General features: G+C 61.4%; 14 protein-coding genes. 8 read left to right on the top strand and 6 right to left on the bottom strand.

The genetic code is table 11. The features are described from left to right. Nucleotides 1–39: 39 nt before the first annotated feature. Nucleotides 40–816, bottom strand: coding sequence for a bifunctional demethylmenaquinone methyltransferase/2-methoxy-6-polyprenyl-1,4-benzoquinol methylase UbiE (gene ubiE, locus H4I97_RS15675; RefSeq protein WP_182305559.1), 777 nt, complete (start codon nucleotides 814–816; stop codon nucleotides 40–42). 147 nt (nucleotides 817–963) lie between these two features. Between ubiE and mutM the strand changes: the two genes are divergently transcribed. From mutM to H4I97_RS15645, 6 genes are all read left to right on the top strand, one after another. Continuing rightward, a complete protein-coding gene (gene mutM, locus H4I97_RS15670; protein WP_182305558.1) occupies nucleotides 964–1,854 on the top strand; it encodes a bifunctional DNA-formamidopyrimidine glycosylase/DNA-(apurinic or apyrimidinic site) lyase in 891 nt (296 codons plus the stop codon). 17 nt (nucleotides 1,855–1,871) lie between these two features. Then, the gene (locus H4I97_RS15665; RefSeq protein WP_182305557.1) at nucleotides 1,872–2,645 is read left to right on the top strand and encodes an enoyl-CoA hydratase; all 774 of its coding nucleotides are present in this window, start codon (nucleotides 1,872–1,874) and stop codon (nucleotides 2,643–2,645) included. A gap of 196 nt (nucleotides 2,646–2,841) precedes the next feature. After that, nucleotides 2,842–3,108, top strand: coding sequence for a 30S ribosomal protein S20 (rpsT, locus tag H4I97_RS15660; RefSeq protein WP_182305556.1), 267 nt, complete (start codon nucleotides 2,842–2,844; stop codon nucleotides 3,106–3,108). A gap of 834 nt (nucleotides 3,109–3,942) precedes the next feature. Continuing rightward, nucleotides 3,943–5,499, top strand: coding sequence for a chromosomal replication initiator protein DnaA (gene dnaA, locus H4I97_RS15655; RefSeq protein WP_182305555.1), 1,557 nt, complete (start codon nucleotides 3,943–3,945; stop codon nucleotides 5,497–5,499). Between the two features lie 57 nt (nucleotides 5,500–5,556). Continuing rightward, nucleotides 5,557–6,147, top strand: a complete 591-nt coding sequence (locus H4I97_RS15650; RefSeq protein WP_182307677.1) for a class I SAM-dependent methyltransferase — start codon at nucleotides 5,557–5,559, stop codon at nucleotides 6,145–6,147. Nucleotides 6,148–6,274: 127 nt separating this feature from the next. Further along, nucleotides 6,275–7,198 (top strand): DMT family transporter, encoded by a 924-nt coding sequence (locus H4I97_RS15645; protein ID WP_182305554.1) that lies wholly within the window; start codon nucleotides 6,275–6,277, stop codon nucleotides 7,196–7,198. 9 nt (nucleotides 7,199–7,207) lie between these two features. Here the strand turns inward: H4I97_RS15645 and hemW are convergent, their stop codons facing one another. Genes hemW through rph form a run of 4 tightly spaced genes read right to left on the bottom strand, consistent with a single transcriptional unit; the run spans nucleotide 7,208 to nucleotide 10,213 of the window. Then, on the bottom strand, nucleotides 7,208–8,389 hold the full coding sequence (hemW, locus tag H4I97_RS15640; protein WP_182305553.1) for a radical SAM family heme chaperone HemW: 1,182 nt from the start codon (nucleotides 8,387–8,389) through the stop codon (nucleotides 7,208–7,210). 7 nt (nucleotides 8,390–8,396) lie between these two features. Then, complete coding sequence (gene rdgB / locus H4I97_RS15635; protein ID WP_182305552.1) at nucleotides 8,397–9,041, bottom strand: RdgB/HAM1 family non-canonical purine NTP pyrophosphatase; 645 nt, start codon at nucleotides 9,039–9,041, stop codon at nucleotides 8,397–8,399. A gap of 10 nt (nucleotides 9,042–9,051) precedes the next feature. After that, nucleotides 9,052–9,468, bottom strand: a complete 417-nt coding sequence (locus tag H4I97_RS15630) for a VOC family protein (RefSeq protein ID WP_182305551.1) — start codon at nucleotides 9,466–9,468, stop codon at nucleotides 9,052–9,054. Between the two features lie 28 nt (nucleotides 9,469–9,496). Beyond that, nucleotides 9,497–10,213 carry a ribonuclease PH gene (gene rph, locus H4I97_RS15625; protein WP_182305550.1) on the bottom strand — a complete coding sequence of 239 codons (717 nt, stop codon included), beginning with the start codon at nucleotides 10,211–10,213 and terminating at the stop codon, nucleotides 9,497–9,499. A 171-nt stretch (nucleotides 10,214–10,384) separates the two neighbouring features. Between rph and hrcA the strand changes: the two genes are divergently transcribed. Together hrcA and grpE are read left to right on the top strand one after the other, a co-directional pair. Beyond that, nucleotides 10,385–11,467, top strand: coding sequence for a heat-inducible transcriptional repressor HrcA (gene hrcA, locus H4I97_RS15620; RefSeq protein WP_182305549.1), 1,083 nt, complete (start codon nucleotides 10,385–10,387; stop codon nucleotides 11,465–11,467). A gap of 116 nt (nucleotides 11,468–11,583) precedes the next feature. Beyond that, nucleotides 11,584–12,213: a nucleotide exchange factor GrpE gene (grpE, locus tag H4I97_RS15615; protein ID WP_182305548.1), complete on the top strand. Its 630-nt coding sequence runs from the start codon at nucleotides 11,584–11,586 to the stop codon at nucleotides 12,211–12,213. 69 nt (nucleotides 12,214–12,282) lie between these two features. Here grpE and ptsN read toward each other — a convergent pair whose 3' ends face one another. After that, nucleotides 12,283–12,744: a PTS IIA-like nitrogen regulatory protein PtsN gene (ptsN, locus tag H4I97_RS15610; RefSeq protein ID WP_182305547.1), complete on the bottom strand. Its 462-nt coding sequence runs from the start codon at nucleotides 12,742–12,744 to the stop codon at nucleotides 12,283–12,285. Nucleotides 12,745–12,800: the final 56 nt, after the last annotated feature.

Here is a 12,800-nt window from a genome sequence, read left to right as displayed (position 1 = left end):
TCTCTCGAGGAGGGACTTCATGGACAATGCCCTCATCGGTCAGAGCTTCCAGCCGGAGTGCAGTGCGGCGATGCCACCGGTGTAGTTGGTGAAGGTGACGCGCGAGAAGCCGGCCTTCGAGATCATTGCGGCGAAATCGCGCTGGTTGGGGAACTTGCGGATCGATTCCACCAGATACTGGTAGGGCTCGGCGTCACCCGTGATCATCCGCCCGAAATGCGGGATCGCTTTGAACGACCATTCGTCATAGAACCGGTCGAGCAGCGGCATGTCGACTGCGGAGAACTCCAACACGAGCAGACGCCCGCCGCGTTTCAGCACGCGGTGGGCTTCTTTCAGCGCGACGTCGATATGCGGCACGTTCCGGATGCCGAAAGCGATGGTATAGGCGTCGAAACTGTTGTCTTCGAAGGGCAGTTCTTCGGCGTTCGCCTCAACAAAGGTGACATTGTCCGAGAGCTCCTTCTTTGCGGCGCGTTCGGCGCCGACGGCGAGCATCGACCCGTTGATGTCGAGCACGGTTGCATGCGCGAGACGGTCGGAGGCCTCTATGATGCGGAAGGCGATGTCTCCGGTGCCGCCGGCGACATCCAGCACCTTGTAGCCCGGATCCTTCCGCGGGTTGAGCGCTGCCACCATGGCGTTCTTCCAGACCCGGTGGAGGCCTGCGGACATGACGTCGTTCATGATGTCGTAGCGCTTGGCGACCTTGTGGAAGACGTCGTTGACGAGGCCCTGCTTTTCGCCCTCCTGCACATCGCGGAAGCCATACGATGTCGCCATGCCGCCTTCGGCGGTCGTGCGGGTTTCAGCCATGTGCTCGCTCCATTGTCCTTTATGGCCGGGTGACCATAGCGAAATCGTCCAAGGCACGCTATCTGTCTCGCCGGTACCGGCTGCGACACCTTCGCGCTGGTCTATAGACCACAAGAAGCGTGGTTGAAACAGAAAGATGGGCCAGCAATGCCGGAATTGCCAGAGGTAGAGACGGTCAGAAGAGGGCTCGCGCCAGCAATGGAGGGCGCGCGCATCGGGCGCCTGGAATTGCGCCGGGCCGATCTTCGCTTTCCGTTTCCTCCGGGCTTTGCCGAGCGAGTTTCGGGAACGCGGATCGTAGGTCTTGGTCGCCGGGCGAAATACCTGCTGATCGACCTCGACAGCGGCGAAACAGTTGTCGCCCACCTCGGTATGTCCGGCTCTTTCAGGGTCGAGCAGGAGAGTGAGAGCGAACTGCCGGGTGCCTTTCACCACACCCGTTCCAAGGACGAGAAACACGACCATGTCGTGTTTCATCTCGAAGGAGCGGAAGGTGCCATACGCGTCATATATAATGACCCGCGGCGTTTCGGCTTCATGGACATCTTGCCGCGCGTCGATCTCGACAACTATCCGGCGTTTCGTCAGCTCGGACCCGAGCCGGTCGGCAACACTCTCGACGCAGAAGGTCTTGCGGTCCGTTTTGCCGGGCGCAGCCAGCCGCTCAAGGCGGCGCTGCTCGACCAGAGCAATATCGCCGGCCTCGGCAACATCTATGTCTGTGAGGCGCTCTGGCGCGCCGGGCTTTCGCCGAGGAAGCCGGCGGGGACGATGGTAACGCCGACCGGCAAGCCGAAGAAGGAGCTCGTCCGGCTCGTGGAGGCGATCCGCACCGTCATCGCCGACGCGATCGCCGCAGGCGGCTCTTCGCTGCGCGATCATATCCGCACGGACGGCACTCTAGGCTATTTTCAGCATACCTTCCGTGTCTATGACCGCGAAGGTCATGCTTGCGCGAACCCCGAATGCAACGGTACCGTGGCGCGCATCGTGCAGTCCGGCCGCTCGACATTCTATTGCAGCCGTTGCCAGAAATGACCAAGGGAGAGATTTGAATGACTTATGAGACGCTGCTCGTGGAGGTTCGCGGTCGCGTGGCGATCGTCACGCTCAACCGGCCGCAGGCGCTCAATGCGCTCAATTCGACTGTGATGGCCGAGTTGCGCGATCTACTTGCCGGCCTCCAGAAGAACGGCGACATCGGGGCGGTCGTTCTCACCGGCTCGGAGAAGGCCTTCGCGGCCGGCGCCGACATCAAGGAAATGCAGTCTCTCGACTTTGTCGACGCCTATCTCGGCGATTTCATCAGCGGGTGGGAAGATGTTGCGGGCTTTCGCAAGCCGATGATCGCTGCAGTCTCCGGCTTCGCGCTCGGTGGTGGTTGCGAGCTTGCGATGATGTGCGACTTCATCATCGCGTCGTCTACTGCGAAGTTCGGCCAGCCCGAGATCACGCTCGGCGTCATACCCGGCATGGGCGGTTCGCAGCGTCTGACCCGGGCGGTCGGCAAGGCGAAGGCCATGGATCTCTGCCTGACGGGCCGCATGATGGATGCTGCCGAGGCCGAACGCTCGGGGCTCGTGGCGCGCGTCGTCGAGCCGGAACGGTTGCTGGACGAAGCAATCGCCGCAGCTGAAAAGATCGCGGCCTTTTCCGCGCCTGCCGTGCTGATGGCGAAGGAAAGCGTCAATCGCGCCTTCGAGCTGACGCTGGCCGAGGGCCTGCGTTTCGAACGGCGTCTTTTCCATTCTCTTTTCGCGACGGAAGATCAGAAGGAGGGCATGGCGGCCTTCGCGGAAAAGCGCAAGGCGGCGTTCAGGAACCGTTGAGGGCAAAAGCGGGCGGTTCCGGGTGGTCTTGGCGAAATTGCGCGTTGACGCCGCTCCGCTTTCCCGCTATATGCCCGCCCACAGTTAGGAAAGCTTCTGGCTTTTCCGCGATTGCTCCCGAATTGCTGAAAGCGTAGGTCGCAAGGACCCGATGCGGCGATGGCGGAGTTTGGTTAGAATTCGAAGAGAGGCATCCATGGCCAATACCACTTCGGCGAAGAAGGCGACCCGCAAGATCGCTCGCCGTACTGCAGTCAACAAGGCTCGCCGTTCGCGGGTTCGTGGTTTCATTCGTAAGGTCGAAGAGGCCATCGCTACCGGCGATGTCGCGGTAGCGCGTGAAGCTCTCAAGGCCGCCCAGCCCGAGCTGCATCGTGCGGCGACCAAGGGTGTCCTCCATGCCAATACCGCATCGCGCAAGATTTCGCGTCTTGCCCTGCGTGTTAAGGCACTGGCCGTCTAATTTAAGACACAAAATCGCCACTTTTCGTCAAGCTCGGCTGCCCAGCCGGGCTTTTCGTGTTTTCTTTCATATCGTTGTCACCGGTCCGTCATATTGACAACCGCATGTCACTACGGTGACAAGAAAAAACATTCAAAAACAATGAAGTAGCGGAGGTGCCATGGAGCGCTTCCTCTTCACTTAACGGCAGGCGACACCAGTTTCGAGTCAAGCGAATTTTTATTTTTTTTGTCGCGGGGGGTGGTCGCGGACCGTCGTTTTTGAATCCCCTTGATTCAACAGCGATTCTTTTTCCCCTAATTGTGGCGGGCAAAAATCGAGTCGGGAGTCAATGGTTCGAACTTAATTTTGGGTAAAATTCACTGTTGATCTTGGCTTTTGATCCTGCCTAAATGGCTCCCAACGAGAGACACGGAGTTGACCTCGGGGACGATCTGCAACTGCTGGTCAGGTGTTGAAATGTCCTGGTGGCTTTCGTAGCGGGATGGTTCTGATCCCGTTTTTTCATCCAGTGTTTAGCCTTTCATCGCAATCCGCTCGGATTGTGACGGGGTGAGTTTGCGCACAGTTTCAGGGGCTGGCGAAAGTAGTAGGGGGTAGGCGAAGGCGCGGCCGAATGTCCGTTTCGAGGGTGGGCGATCGGCGAATTGAGGAATGAAAAGGGGGACTGGCCTTGGGCCGTCACGACAGGGCGCCTGATCCGCTTGGCATGGGATCCGGCCTCGTTTTTCGTGAGGCGTGCTGCTTTCTTGCGAGAGGCACCACGGGCAGTCAAAGGCAGCTGGGCGGGAAAATTGCACTGTCCAGCAAAGGTAATTTTTGGAAGGCGGCAAAATGCAAATTAATTCACTGACGGCCGGTGCAGCGGTTGACGGGGACCGTGCACAGGAAACGACGGGTATTGTTCGTTCTGAAGCGGCGGAGGACTCGTCTGTGGCAGCGCATGATGTGTTGTTCGAGCGCTTCAGCGCCAGGCTGAAGGCTCAGGTCGGGCCGGATGTCTACGCGAGCTGGTTCGGTCGCCTGAAACTACATTCCTCTTCAAAGAGCGTTCTGCGTCTGTCGGTTCCGACGACCTTTCTCAAGTCCTGGATCAACAACCGCTATCTGGACCTGATCACCAACATCATTCAGCAGGAAGATGCGGGTATTCTCAAGGTGGAGATCGTGGTGCGCAGTGCAAGCCGCAGCGTGCGCCCGCCGGTGTCGGACGAACGGCACAAGCCGGTTTCCGAAGCCGTGCCGTCGTCGACCGTTCGTAAGCCTTCCGCACCCCAGCAAATCGGGCAGGTTGCGGCGCATCAGGGTGCTGCGCACCGCTCGGCGCAGCCCGGGCCGTTGTTCGGTTCGCCGCTGGACTCTCGTTTTACCTTCGACGGCTTCATCGAAGGCGCTTCGAACCGTGTCGCGCTCGCAGCGGCCAAGACCATTGCTGAAGCCGGCGCCGGTGCCGTTCGCTTCAATCCCCTCTTTATTCATTCCTCGGTCGGTCTCGGCAAGACCCATCTGCTGCAGGCCGTTGCCAATGCCGCGATCCAGAGCCCCCGTGCGCCGCGCGTCGTTTATCTGACGGCGGAATACTTCATGTGGCGCTTCGCGACTGCCATCCGCGACAACGATGCGTTGACGCTGAAGGACTCGCTGCGCAACATCGACCTGCTGATTATCGACGATATGCAGTTCCTGCAGGGCAAGATGATCCAGCATGAGTTCTGCCATCTCCTCAACACCTTGCTCGATAGCGCCAAGCAGGTCGTCGTGGCAGCCGATCGTGCACCTTGGGAACTGGAGTCGCTCGACCCGCGGGTCCGCTCGCGCCTGCAGGGCGGCGTTGCGATCGAAATGGAAGCGCCCGATTTCGAGATGCGCTTCTCCATGCTCAAGAAGCGGCTCGACGCTGCGCAGAAGGACGATGGTTCGCTCGACATTCCGGTGGAAATCCTCGCTCATGTGGCGCGCAGCGTCGCAAGCAGCGGCCGTGATCTCGAAGGCGCCTTCAATCAGCTCATCTTCCGCCGTTCGTTCGAGCCGAACCTGTCGGTCGACCGCGTGGACGAACTGCTCGCCCATCTCGTCGGAGCCGGAGAGCAGAAGCGCGTTCGCATCGAGGACATCCAGCGGGTAGTCGCCCGCCATTACAACGTCTCGCGCCAGGAACTGGTCTCGAACCGCCGTACGCGGATGATCGTCAAGCCCCGGCAGATCGCCATGTATCTGTCGAAGACGCTGACGCCGCGCTCATTCCCCGAGATCGGCCGTCGCTTCGGCGGACGTGATCACACCACGGTGCTGCATGCGGTCCGGAAAATCGAGGAATTGATCGGCGCAGACACCAAGCTCAGTCACGAGATCGAGCTTCTCAAGCGGTTGATCAGCGAGAACAACGCATGATGCAGGGCCGGCGGAAACGCCGGCCTTTTGCTTTATGGACCGACGATCGGTGGTATGATGCACGATGATCCGTCGCTAGACTTCTACGAAGCGAATGCAGATGCCTATGCAGGGCGTTCGCGATCTGTACCGCATATCAGGCTTGATGCGTTTCTGGGCGGACTGGTATCTGGCGCGCGTATTCTTGAGCTCGGCTGTGGTGCCGGTGACGACAGCGCCGTGATGCTGGCGCGAGGGTTCGACGTTGTGCCGACCGACGGTTCGGCGGGTATGGCGCAGCAGGCCGAAATACGGCTTCGCCGTCCGGTGCGGGTGATGCGCTTCTCCGAACTCGATGAGACCGGTCTCTATGACGGCGTCTGGGCTAATGCCTGTCTCTTGCACGTGCCGTTGGCGGAGCTGCCGCCGGTACTTGGAAAGATCCGCCGTGCCCTGCGTCCGGCGGGACTATTCTATGCAAGCTTCAAGGCAGGGCAGGGCGAAGGCTACGACCAGTTCGGCCGTTATTACAACCGGCCGACGCCGGAGTGGCTCACGCGACAATACAAGGCGCAAGGGTTTGCCGAACCGGTTATCGAAAGCGCGGAAGGCGGCGGCTACGACGGCGTGCCGACGGAATGGCTTCACGTCGTCGCAAGGCCGGCATGAACCGGCGTCGAGGCTGAGCCTTTCGTGCCTTGTTTCCTGCTCGCCGGATTCGTGTTTCGCCAGCGGCTGAAATCGGGTGGTGGGCTTCGCCGGAATTTGCGATCTTTTCGGAAAAGGAGAGATTGCTATGGCGCATAGAGAAATGGCGGCGGCGGAATGGCTGATGCTTCTCGGGCTCTCCCTGCTCTGGGGCGGATCCTTTCTCTTCAACGGCATTCTGGTCAAGGTCTGGCCGCCGCTCACCATCGTCACGGCTCGGGTGTTGCTGGCAGCGATCACGCTCTGGATCATTATCCGGCTGTCGGGGATGGCCGTCCCGAAGAGCCGCGAAGTCTGGCTTTCCTTTTTCGGCATGGGGCTTTTGAACAACGCCATTCCCTTCACGCTGATCGTCTGGGGGCAGACCCACATCGCAAGCGGGCTCGCGGCGATCCTCAACGCGACGACGCCGCTCTTCGGGGTCGTCGTTGCGCATGTGTTGACCGAAGACGAGAAGCTGACGGCAAACCGCGTGGCGGGACTATTGATCGGGCTCGCCGGCGTGGTGATTATGATCGGGCCGTCGGTGCTCGGACAGGTCGGTGGTGATGCCTGGGGTGAGCTCGCAGTTCTCGGTGCCGCCCTGAGTTACGCCTTTGCCAGCGTTTACGGCCGCCGCTTCCGCCGCATGGGATTGCCGCCACTCCTGCCCGCGGCCGGCCAGGTCACGGCCTCGTCCCTGCTGCTGTTGCCGATGGCGCTCTTCGTTGATCGCCCCTTCGCCCTGCCGCTCCCGGGACCAGAGACCTGGATCGCGCTGTTGGGCCTTGCCGTTCTCTCGACGGCGCTCGCCTACATTCTCTTCTTCCGGATCCTTGCGACGGCAGGCGCGACGAATATCATGCTGGTCACAATCCTCATCCCGCCGAGCGCGATCCTCCTGAGTGCGCTGGTGCTCGGCGAGCGCCTCGCCCCGCGGCATTTCGTCGGAATGCTGGCGATCGGGCTCGGCCTTCTCGCAATCGACGGCAGGTTCTGGCGTCGGCTGGCGACCCGCGCTCCGCGAGTTTGAAGTTTCAATTCAGCAGGCGAGATCGGCAACGACCGCATCAAGAATGAGCATCCCTTTCGGGGTGCAACGTAGCCTCGAATTGCCGAGCCGTTCGATGAAGCCATGTTCCAGTAAAATCTGTTCGCGCGCCGGGTCCGGGTCGCGGCCCGAAAGCTGCTGCCAGCGGGCGAGGTCGACGCCTTCCCGAAGGCGAAGCCCCATCAGCAGCAGTTCGTCGGCCTGCTCGTCAGTACCGAGGACCTCCTGATCTACCATTCCGTGGCCGTCGCGCTCGACGGCTGCAAGCCAGCCTTCGGGGTTGCGCTCGGTTGCTGTCGCGAGTTTCTCTCGTCCACGCGACAGGCGGCCATGGGCGCCGGGACCGATCCCCGCATAGTCGCCGTAGCGCCAGTAGGTGAGGTTGTGGCGGCTTTCCGCGCCCGGCCGGGCGTGGTTCGAGACTTCGTACGCCGGCAGGCCCGCATCGGCCGTTATTTCCTGCGTCGCCTCATAGAGATCGGCGGAAAGATCGCCGTCCGGCACTATGAGTTTGCCGGCCTTGTGCAGGCCGAAGAAGGGTGTGCCTTCCTCGATCGTCAGCTGGTAGAGGGACAGATGGTCGACGGCATAGGAGATCGCTTGCCGCAACTCCGGTTCCCAGGCCTCGACGGTCTGGCCGGGACGGGCGTAGATCAGGTCGAAGGACATCCGCGGGAAAATCTCGCGGGCGAGCTTGATCGCCTTTAGCGCGTCGGCCACATCGTGCAGCCGTCCGAGAAATCTCAGATCCGTGTCGTTGAACGCCTGGACGCCGAGAGAGACGCGGTTGACGCCGGCCGCCCGATAACCGCGGAACCGCGTCGCCTCCACGCTCGAAGGATTCGCCTCCATTGTGATCTCGATACCATCGGGCACATGCCAATGACGAGCGATCCCCTCGAGGATTGCCGAAACGGTCTCCGGCTCCATGAGGGACGGTGTGCCGCCGCCGAGGAAGATGCTGGTGACGGTCTTCGGGCCGCTGAGACGGCGCATGGTCTCCATTTCCCGCAGGAAGGCCGCGACGAAGCGCGGCTGGTCCACGGGCTGGTGGCGTACATGGCTGTTGAAGTCGCAGTAAGGGCACTTCGCCGCGCAGAACGGCCAGTGGACATAGACACCGAAGCCGGGTTCACCCGTATCGGGAAGAAGGAACGGTGTGGCGTCCGACATACCGGCGTCAGGCCTCCAGGCAGGTTTCGACGAAGAGCTTGAAGGCGCGGGCGCGATGGGACAGAGCATTTGCCTGTCCGGGCTTCCAGCCGTGTTTTTCCTGTGCCGTCATCTCGCCGAAAGTCCTGTCGTGCCCGACCGGCTGGAAGACCGGATCGTAGCCGAAACCGGATGTGCCGCGCGGCGGCCAGACGACGGTCCCTTCGACCTCGCCGCGGAACGTCTCAGTGTGGCCGTCGGGCCAGGCGAGGCAGAGCACGCTGACGAAACGAGCCGTCCGCCTTTCCGGTACGGTTGCGTCGCGGTCCTGCAGCGCCTTTTCGACCTTCTCCATCGCCATCTGGAAATCGCGAGTGCCGTCTTCGCGTTCCGCCCAGTTCGCCGTGTAGACGCCGGGAGCCCCGTCGAGGGCGTCGATCACCAGACCGGAATCGTCGGAAAGGGCCGGCATACCGGAGGCCTTAGCCGAAGCGAGCGCCTTGATGGCTGCGTTTTCCTCGAAGGTGGTCCCGGTCTCATCCGGCTCTTCGAACTTGAGGTCGGCCGCCGATTTCGCGGAGAACCCGAGTGGGCCGATGAGATCGGCAATCTCGGCGATCTTGCCGGCGTTGTGACTGGCAACGACGATGGTTTTGGTGTCGAGTTTGCGCATGCGGCTGGTCCTATTCGAGATTCCAGAGACGAGGCTCCGCACATTCCAGGCTGTTGCCGGCCGGATCGCGGAAATAGATCGACCGGGCGCCGTTCGGCCAGTGGAAGTCGGCCTCGATCGCTACGCCACCCGCCCGGAGCCGGGCAATGACGGTATCCATCTTCTCACGCGGGACCCGGAAGCAAGCGTGCCCCGGACCGGTCGCGCCGTGCGGCGGTACGGGAAGGGCATCGGCCGGCGCTGGATGCGCAGTCGCCGAAGGATCGAAGATCAGCAGGATGCCTGCGCCGCACCGAAAAAAGACGTGCCGTCCTTCTTGCCGGATCACGACGTCCAGCCCGAGCACGCGGCCGTAGAAATCCTCGGCCGCCTCGAGGTCGGAGACGTAGAGCGCCGTTTCCAGAATACCTTCGAGCTCGGTGGACATAGTCTGCTCCCGTGCCTTGCGGCAGCAATCAGAGGATCGCCTGCTTCTGCAGGGTCACCAGTTCCCCGATGCCGTCGCGCGCAAGCCGCATCAGCGTCAGGAACTCGTCCTCGGTGAAGGGGGTGCCTTCCGCCGTGCCCTGAATTTCCACGATCGCGCCGCTTCCGGTCATGACGAAATTGGCGTCGGTTTCGGCAGCCGAGTCTTCGAGATAATCGAGGTCGATGACCGGCTGCGTTGCGAAGACACCACAGGAGATCGCTGCGACATGGTCCTTGAGCACCCTGTCGACCTTGACCATGTTGCGTGCTTCCATCCATTTCAGGCAGTCGTGCAGCGCGATCCAGCCGCCGGTGATGGAGGCGGTGCGGGTGCCGCCGTCCGCCTGGATGACGTCACAGTCGATGGTGATCTGGCGTTCACCAAGCGCTTCCAGGTCAACGACGGCGCGAAGCGAGCGGCCGATCAAGCGCTGGATTTCCTGGGTTCGTCCGCCCTGCTTGCCGGCGGCGGCCTCCCGCTTCATGCGCTCTCCGGTGGCCCGCGGCAGCATGCCGTATTCGGCCGTGACCCAGCCCTTGCCGCTGTTGCGCAGCCACGGCGGCGTCTTGTCCTCGAGGCTCGCCGTGCAGAGCACGTGAGTGTCCCCGAACTTCACGAGACAGGAACCTTCCGCATGCTTCGAGAAATTGCGCTCGAACGAAATCTTGCGCATCTGGTCGGTTTTTCTGCCTGACGGCCGCATTGGCTTCTCCTTGAAACTTTCTATGGCCTTCTACGGTTGAGCGTCGCGATTTGCAAAGAAAAACCGGCCTTTCGCCTCTCGCAGGGTAGGGATTTTCCCGTTTGTGATCGGCCTGCAAGTGACTATATTCGCCTAGAGCATTGTTCGAACAGGGTTTGCATCGTAACCGTCATGGCGAATACTCCGGTCAAAGAGATATCTTCCGCGCTGGACGACCGTTCGCGTGAGATTTTCCGGCGCATCGTCGAAAGCTATCTCGAATCGGGAGAACCGCTCGGTTCGCGCAACCTGTCGCGTCTCCTACCTATGTCTCTGTCTCCCGCTTCCGTGCGCAACGTCATGAGCGATCTCGAGGATCTCGGGCTCATATACGCGCCGCATATCAGCGCCGGCCGGATGCCGACACAACAAGGCCTGCGTTTCTTCGTCGACGCATTCATGCAGGTCGGCAATCTGTCGGAGAGTGAACGCAAGAGCATTGAACGGCAGATCCGCCCGCAGGATGCGGATCAGCCGCTGGAAAACTTGCTGACCGACGCGAGTCGCATGCTTTCGGGCTTGTCCCGCGGGGCGGGACTGGTGATCGCCGCCAAGAGTGACCAGATCCTGAGGCACGTCGAATTCATCCGGCTGGAGCCCACGAAGGCGCTGGCGGTGCTGGTCGGCGAACACAATCAGGTCGAAAATCGCATCATTGATCTGCCGGCCGGCGTGACGGCATCGCAACTGACCGAAGCAGCCAACTTCATCAATGCCAATCTTGCCGGTCAGACGCTCCCCGAACTGCGAGGCCAGCTCGTCACGTTGAAGGAACAGGTCGCCGGTGAGCTCGATGCACTTTCCCAGGACCTGGTCGAGCGTGGTCTTGCGGTTTGGTCCGGTGGGGCGGAGGCCGAAAAGCCGACACGGCTTATCGTCCGCGGCCGGGCCAATTTGCTCGAAGGGGTCGCGGGCGCCGAGGATATCGACCGGCTGCGTCTCCTTTTCGATGATCTGGAACGCAAGGAAAGTCTGATCGAAATCCTTAATCTCGCGGAGAGCGGCCCCGGCGTCCGGATATTCATCGGCTCGGAAAACAAGCTTTTCTCGCTGTCCGGCTCCTCGCTGATCGTGGCGCCTTACCGCGACAGCGACGAGCGGATCGTCGGCGCCGTCGGCGTCATTGGCCCGACGCGCCTCAACTACTCCCGCATCGTTCCCATGGTCGACTACACCGCGCAGCTGATGGCACGGCTCTCGCGCTCCAATCGTTAGGCTCGCTTATGAGACAATCACGGTTCGGTGGCGATATCGCACCGGAGCCTTGATTTTTCGACCTCAAACCCTGATATCGGGCACGAATTCCAAACGACATTCAATCGGAGAACGTCATGACCGACGAAACCAAGAAAAACGGACCTGACGCCACCGTCGCTGAAAGCCAGATCGACGAGCAGCGGAACGGGGAAGCCGAAGCAACGAAGGCGGAAGTCGATCCTCTCGAGACACTGAAGGCAGAGAATGCAGAATTGCGTGATCGCTTCCTGCGTCTTGCGGCCGAGATGGACAACTTGCGTCGCCGCACCGAGCGTGACGTGAAGGATGCCAAGTCCTATGCGGTGACGGGTTTCGCCCGGGACATGCTGGCGGTTTCGGACAACCTGCGCAGGGCTCTGGAGGCCGTCTCGGAGGAAGCACGCGCGTCCGCCGACGCCGGCCTGGCTGCGCTCATCGAAGGTGTGGAGATGACGGAACGCGGCATGCTCTCGACGCTCGAACGGCACGGTGTCCGCAAGATCGAGCCGCAGGGCCAGAAGTTCGATCCGAACTTCCACCAGGCCATGTTTGAAATTCCCAACGCCGAGGTTCCGAACAACACGGTGGTACAGGTGGTGCAGGCGGGCTTTACGATCGGCGATCGCGTTCTTCGCCCGGCCATGGTCGGCGTTGCGAAGGGTGGGCAGAAGACGGAAGCCCAGCCGGAGGCCAATGCCGCATCGGCTGGCGAAAAGGACGCCTGATTCTTCTTCTATCTTTGCCGAAAAGATGGGCGTCAGCGGAAGCGCGGCGCCCTTTTTTGTGGGTGGACGTCAGGCTGCGTTCGCCTGTTCCTCGTTCAGGAAAGCGTAAATTGCAGAGGCGGATTCGGTCGCGCGGAGCTTAGCGACCAGGTCCTGGTCGCGCAGGACGCGCGCGATCCTCGAGAGCGCCTTCAAATGGTCCGCACCTGCGCCTTCCGGGGCCAGCAACAGGAACACGAGGTCGACAGGCTGGTCATCAAGCGCTTCGAAGTCGACAGGCGTCTCCAGCCGCGCGAAAACGCCGGTGATGTTCTTGATGCTGTTCAGCTTTCCATGCGGGATCGCGATGCCGTTACCGACACCGGTGGAGCCGAGGCGTTCCCGCTGCAGGATGACGTCGAAGATTTCCCGTTCGGGGATGTTCGTGAGTTTTGAGGCTTTCGCGGCGAGCTCCTGAAGCAGCTGCTTCTTTGAGTTTACCCTCAGGGCGGGAACGACTGCGTCTTGTTGCAGCAAATCTGCCAAGGCCATTTCAAAATCCTTCATGCCGCCGAATCAAAGGGGAAGGAAACGGCGTGGACCGCCGT

Origin of the sequence: Ciceribacter thiooxidans (assembly GCF_014126615.1) — a bacterium.
In the GTDB taxonomy this organism is placed as follows: domain Bacteria; phylum Pseudomonadota; class Alphaproteobacteria; order Rhizobiales; family Rhizobiaceae; genus Allorhizobium; species Allorhizobium thiooxidans.
This window is presented reverse-complemented; position numbering and strand designations above follow the sequence as displayed.

What these genes read in the sequence shown, in the direction of transcription:
- H4I97_RS15645 (WP_182305554.1), top strand. Translation starts at nt 6,275, where the DNA reads ATGGCGCATAGAGAAATGGCGGCGGCGGAATGGCTGATGCTTCTCGGG.
- H4I97_RS15650 (WP_182307677.1), top strand. Translation starts at nt 5,557, where the DNA reads ATGCACGATGATCCGTCGCTAGACTTCTACGAAGCGAATGCAGATGCC.
- rpsT (WP_182305556.1), top strand. Translation starts at nt 2,842, where the DNA reads ATGGCCAATACCACTTCGGCGAAGAAGGCGACCCGCAAGATCGCTCGC.
- H4I97_RS15630 (WP_182305551.1), bottom strand. Translation starts at nt 9,468, where the DNA reads ATGTCCACCGAGCTCGAAGGTATTCTGGAAACGGCGCTCTACGTCTCC.
- hemW (WP_182305553.1), bottom strand. Translation starts at nt 8,389, where the DNA reads ATGTCGGACGCCACACCGTTCCTTCTTCCCGATACGGGTGAACCCGGC.
- grpE (WP_182305548.1), top strand. Translation starts at nt 11,584, where the DNA reads ATGACCGACGAAACCAAGAAAAACGGACCTGACGCCACCGTCGCTGAA.
- rph (WP_182305550.1), bottom strand. Translation starts at nt 10,213, where the DNA reads ATGCGGCCGTCAGGCAGAAAAACCGACCAGATGCGCAAGATTTCGTTC.
- dnaA (WP_182305555.1), top strand. Translation starts at nt 3,943, where the DNA reads ATGCAAATTAATTCACTGACGGCCGGTGCAGCGGTTGACGGGGACCGT.
- H4I97_RS15665 (WP_182305557.1), top strand. Translation starts at nt 1,872, where the DNA reads ATGACTTATGAGACGCTGCTCGTGGAGGTTCGCGGTCGCGTGGCGATC.
- rdgB (WP_182305552.1), bottom strand. Translation starts at nt 9,041, where the DNA reads ATGCGCAAACTCGACACCAAAACCATCGTCGTTGCCAGTCACAACGCC.
- hrcA (WP_182305549.1), top strand. Translation starts at nt 10,385, where the DNA reads ATGGCGAATACTCCGGTCAAAGAGATATCTTCCGCGCTGGACGACCGT.
- ubiE (WP_182305559.1), bottom strand. Translation starts at nt 816, where the DNA reads ATGGCTGAAACCCGCACGACCGCCGAAGGCGGCATGGCGACATCGTAT.
- ptsN (WP_182305547.1), bottom strand. Translation starts at nt 12,744, where the DNA reads ATGGCCTTGGCAGATTTGCTGCAACAAGACGCAGTCGTTCCCGCCCTG.
- mutM (WP_182305558.1), top strand. Translation starts at nt 964, where the DNA reads ATGCCGGAATTGCCAGAGGTAGAGACGGTCAGAAGAGGGCTCGCGCCA.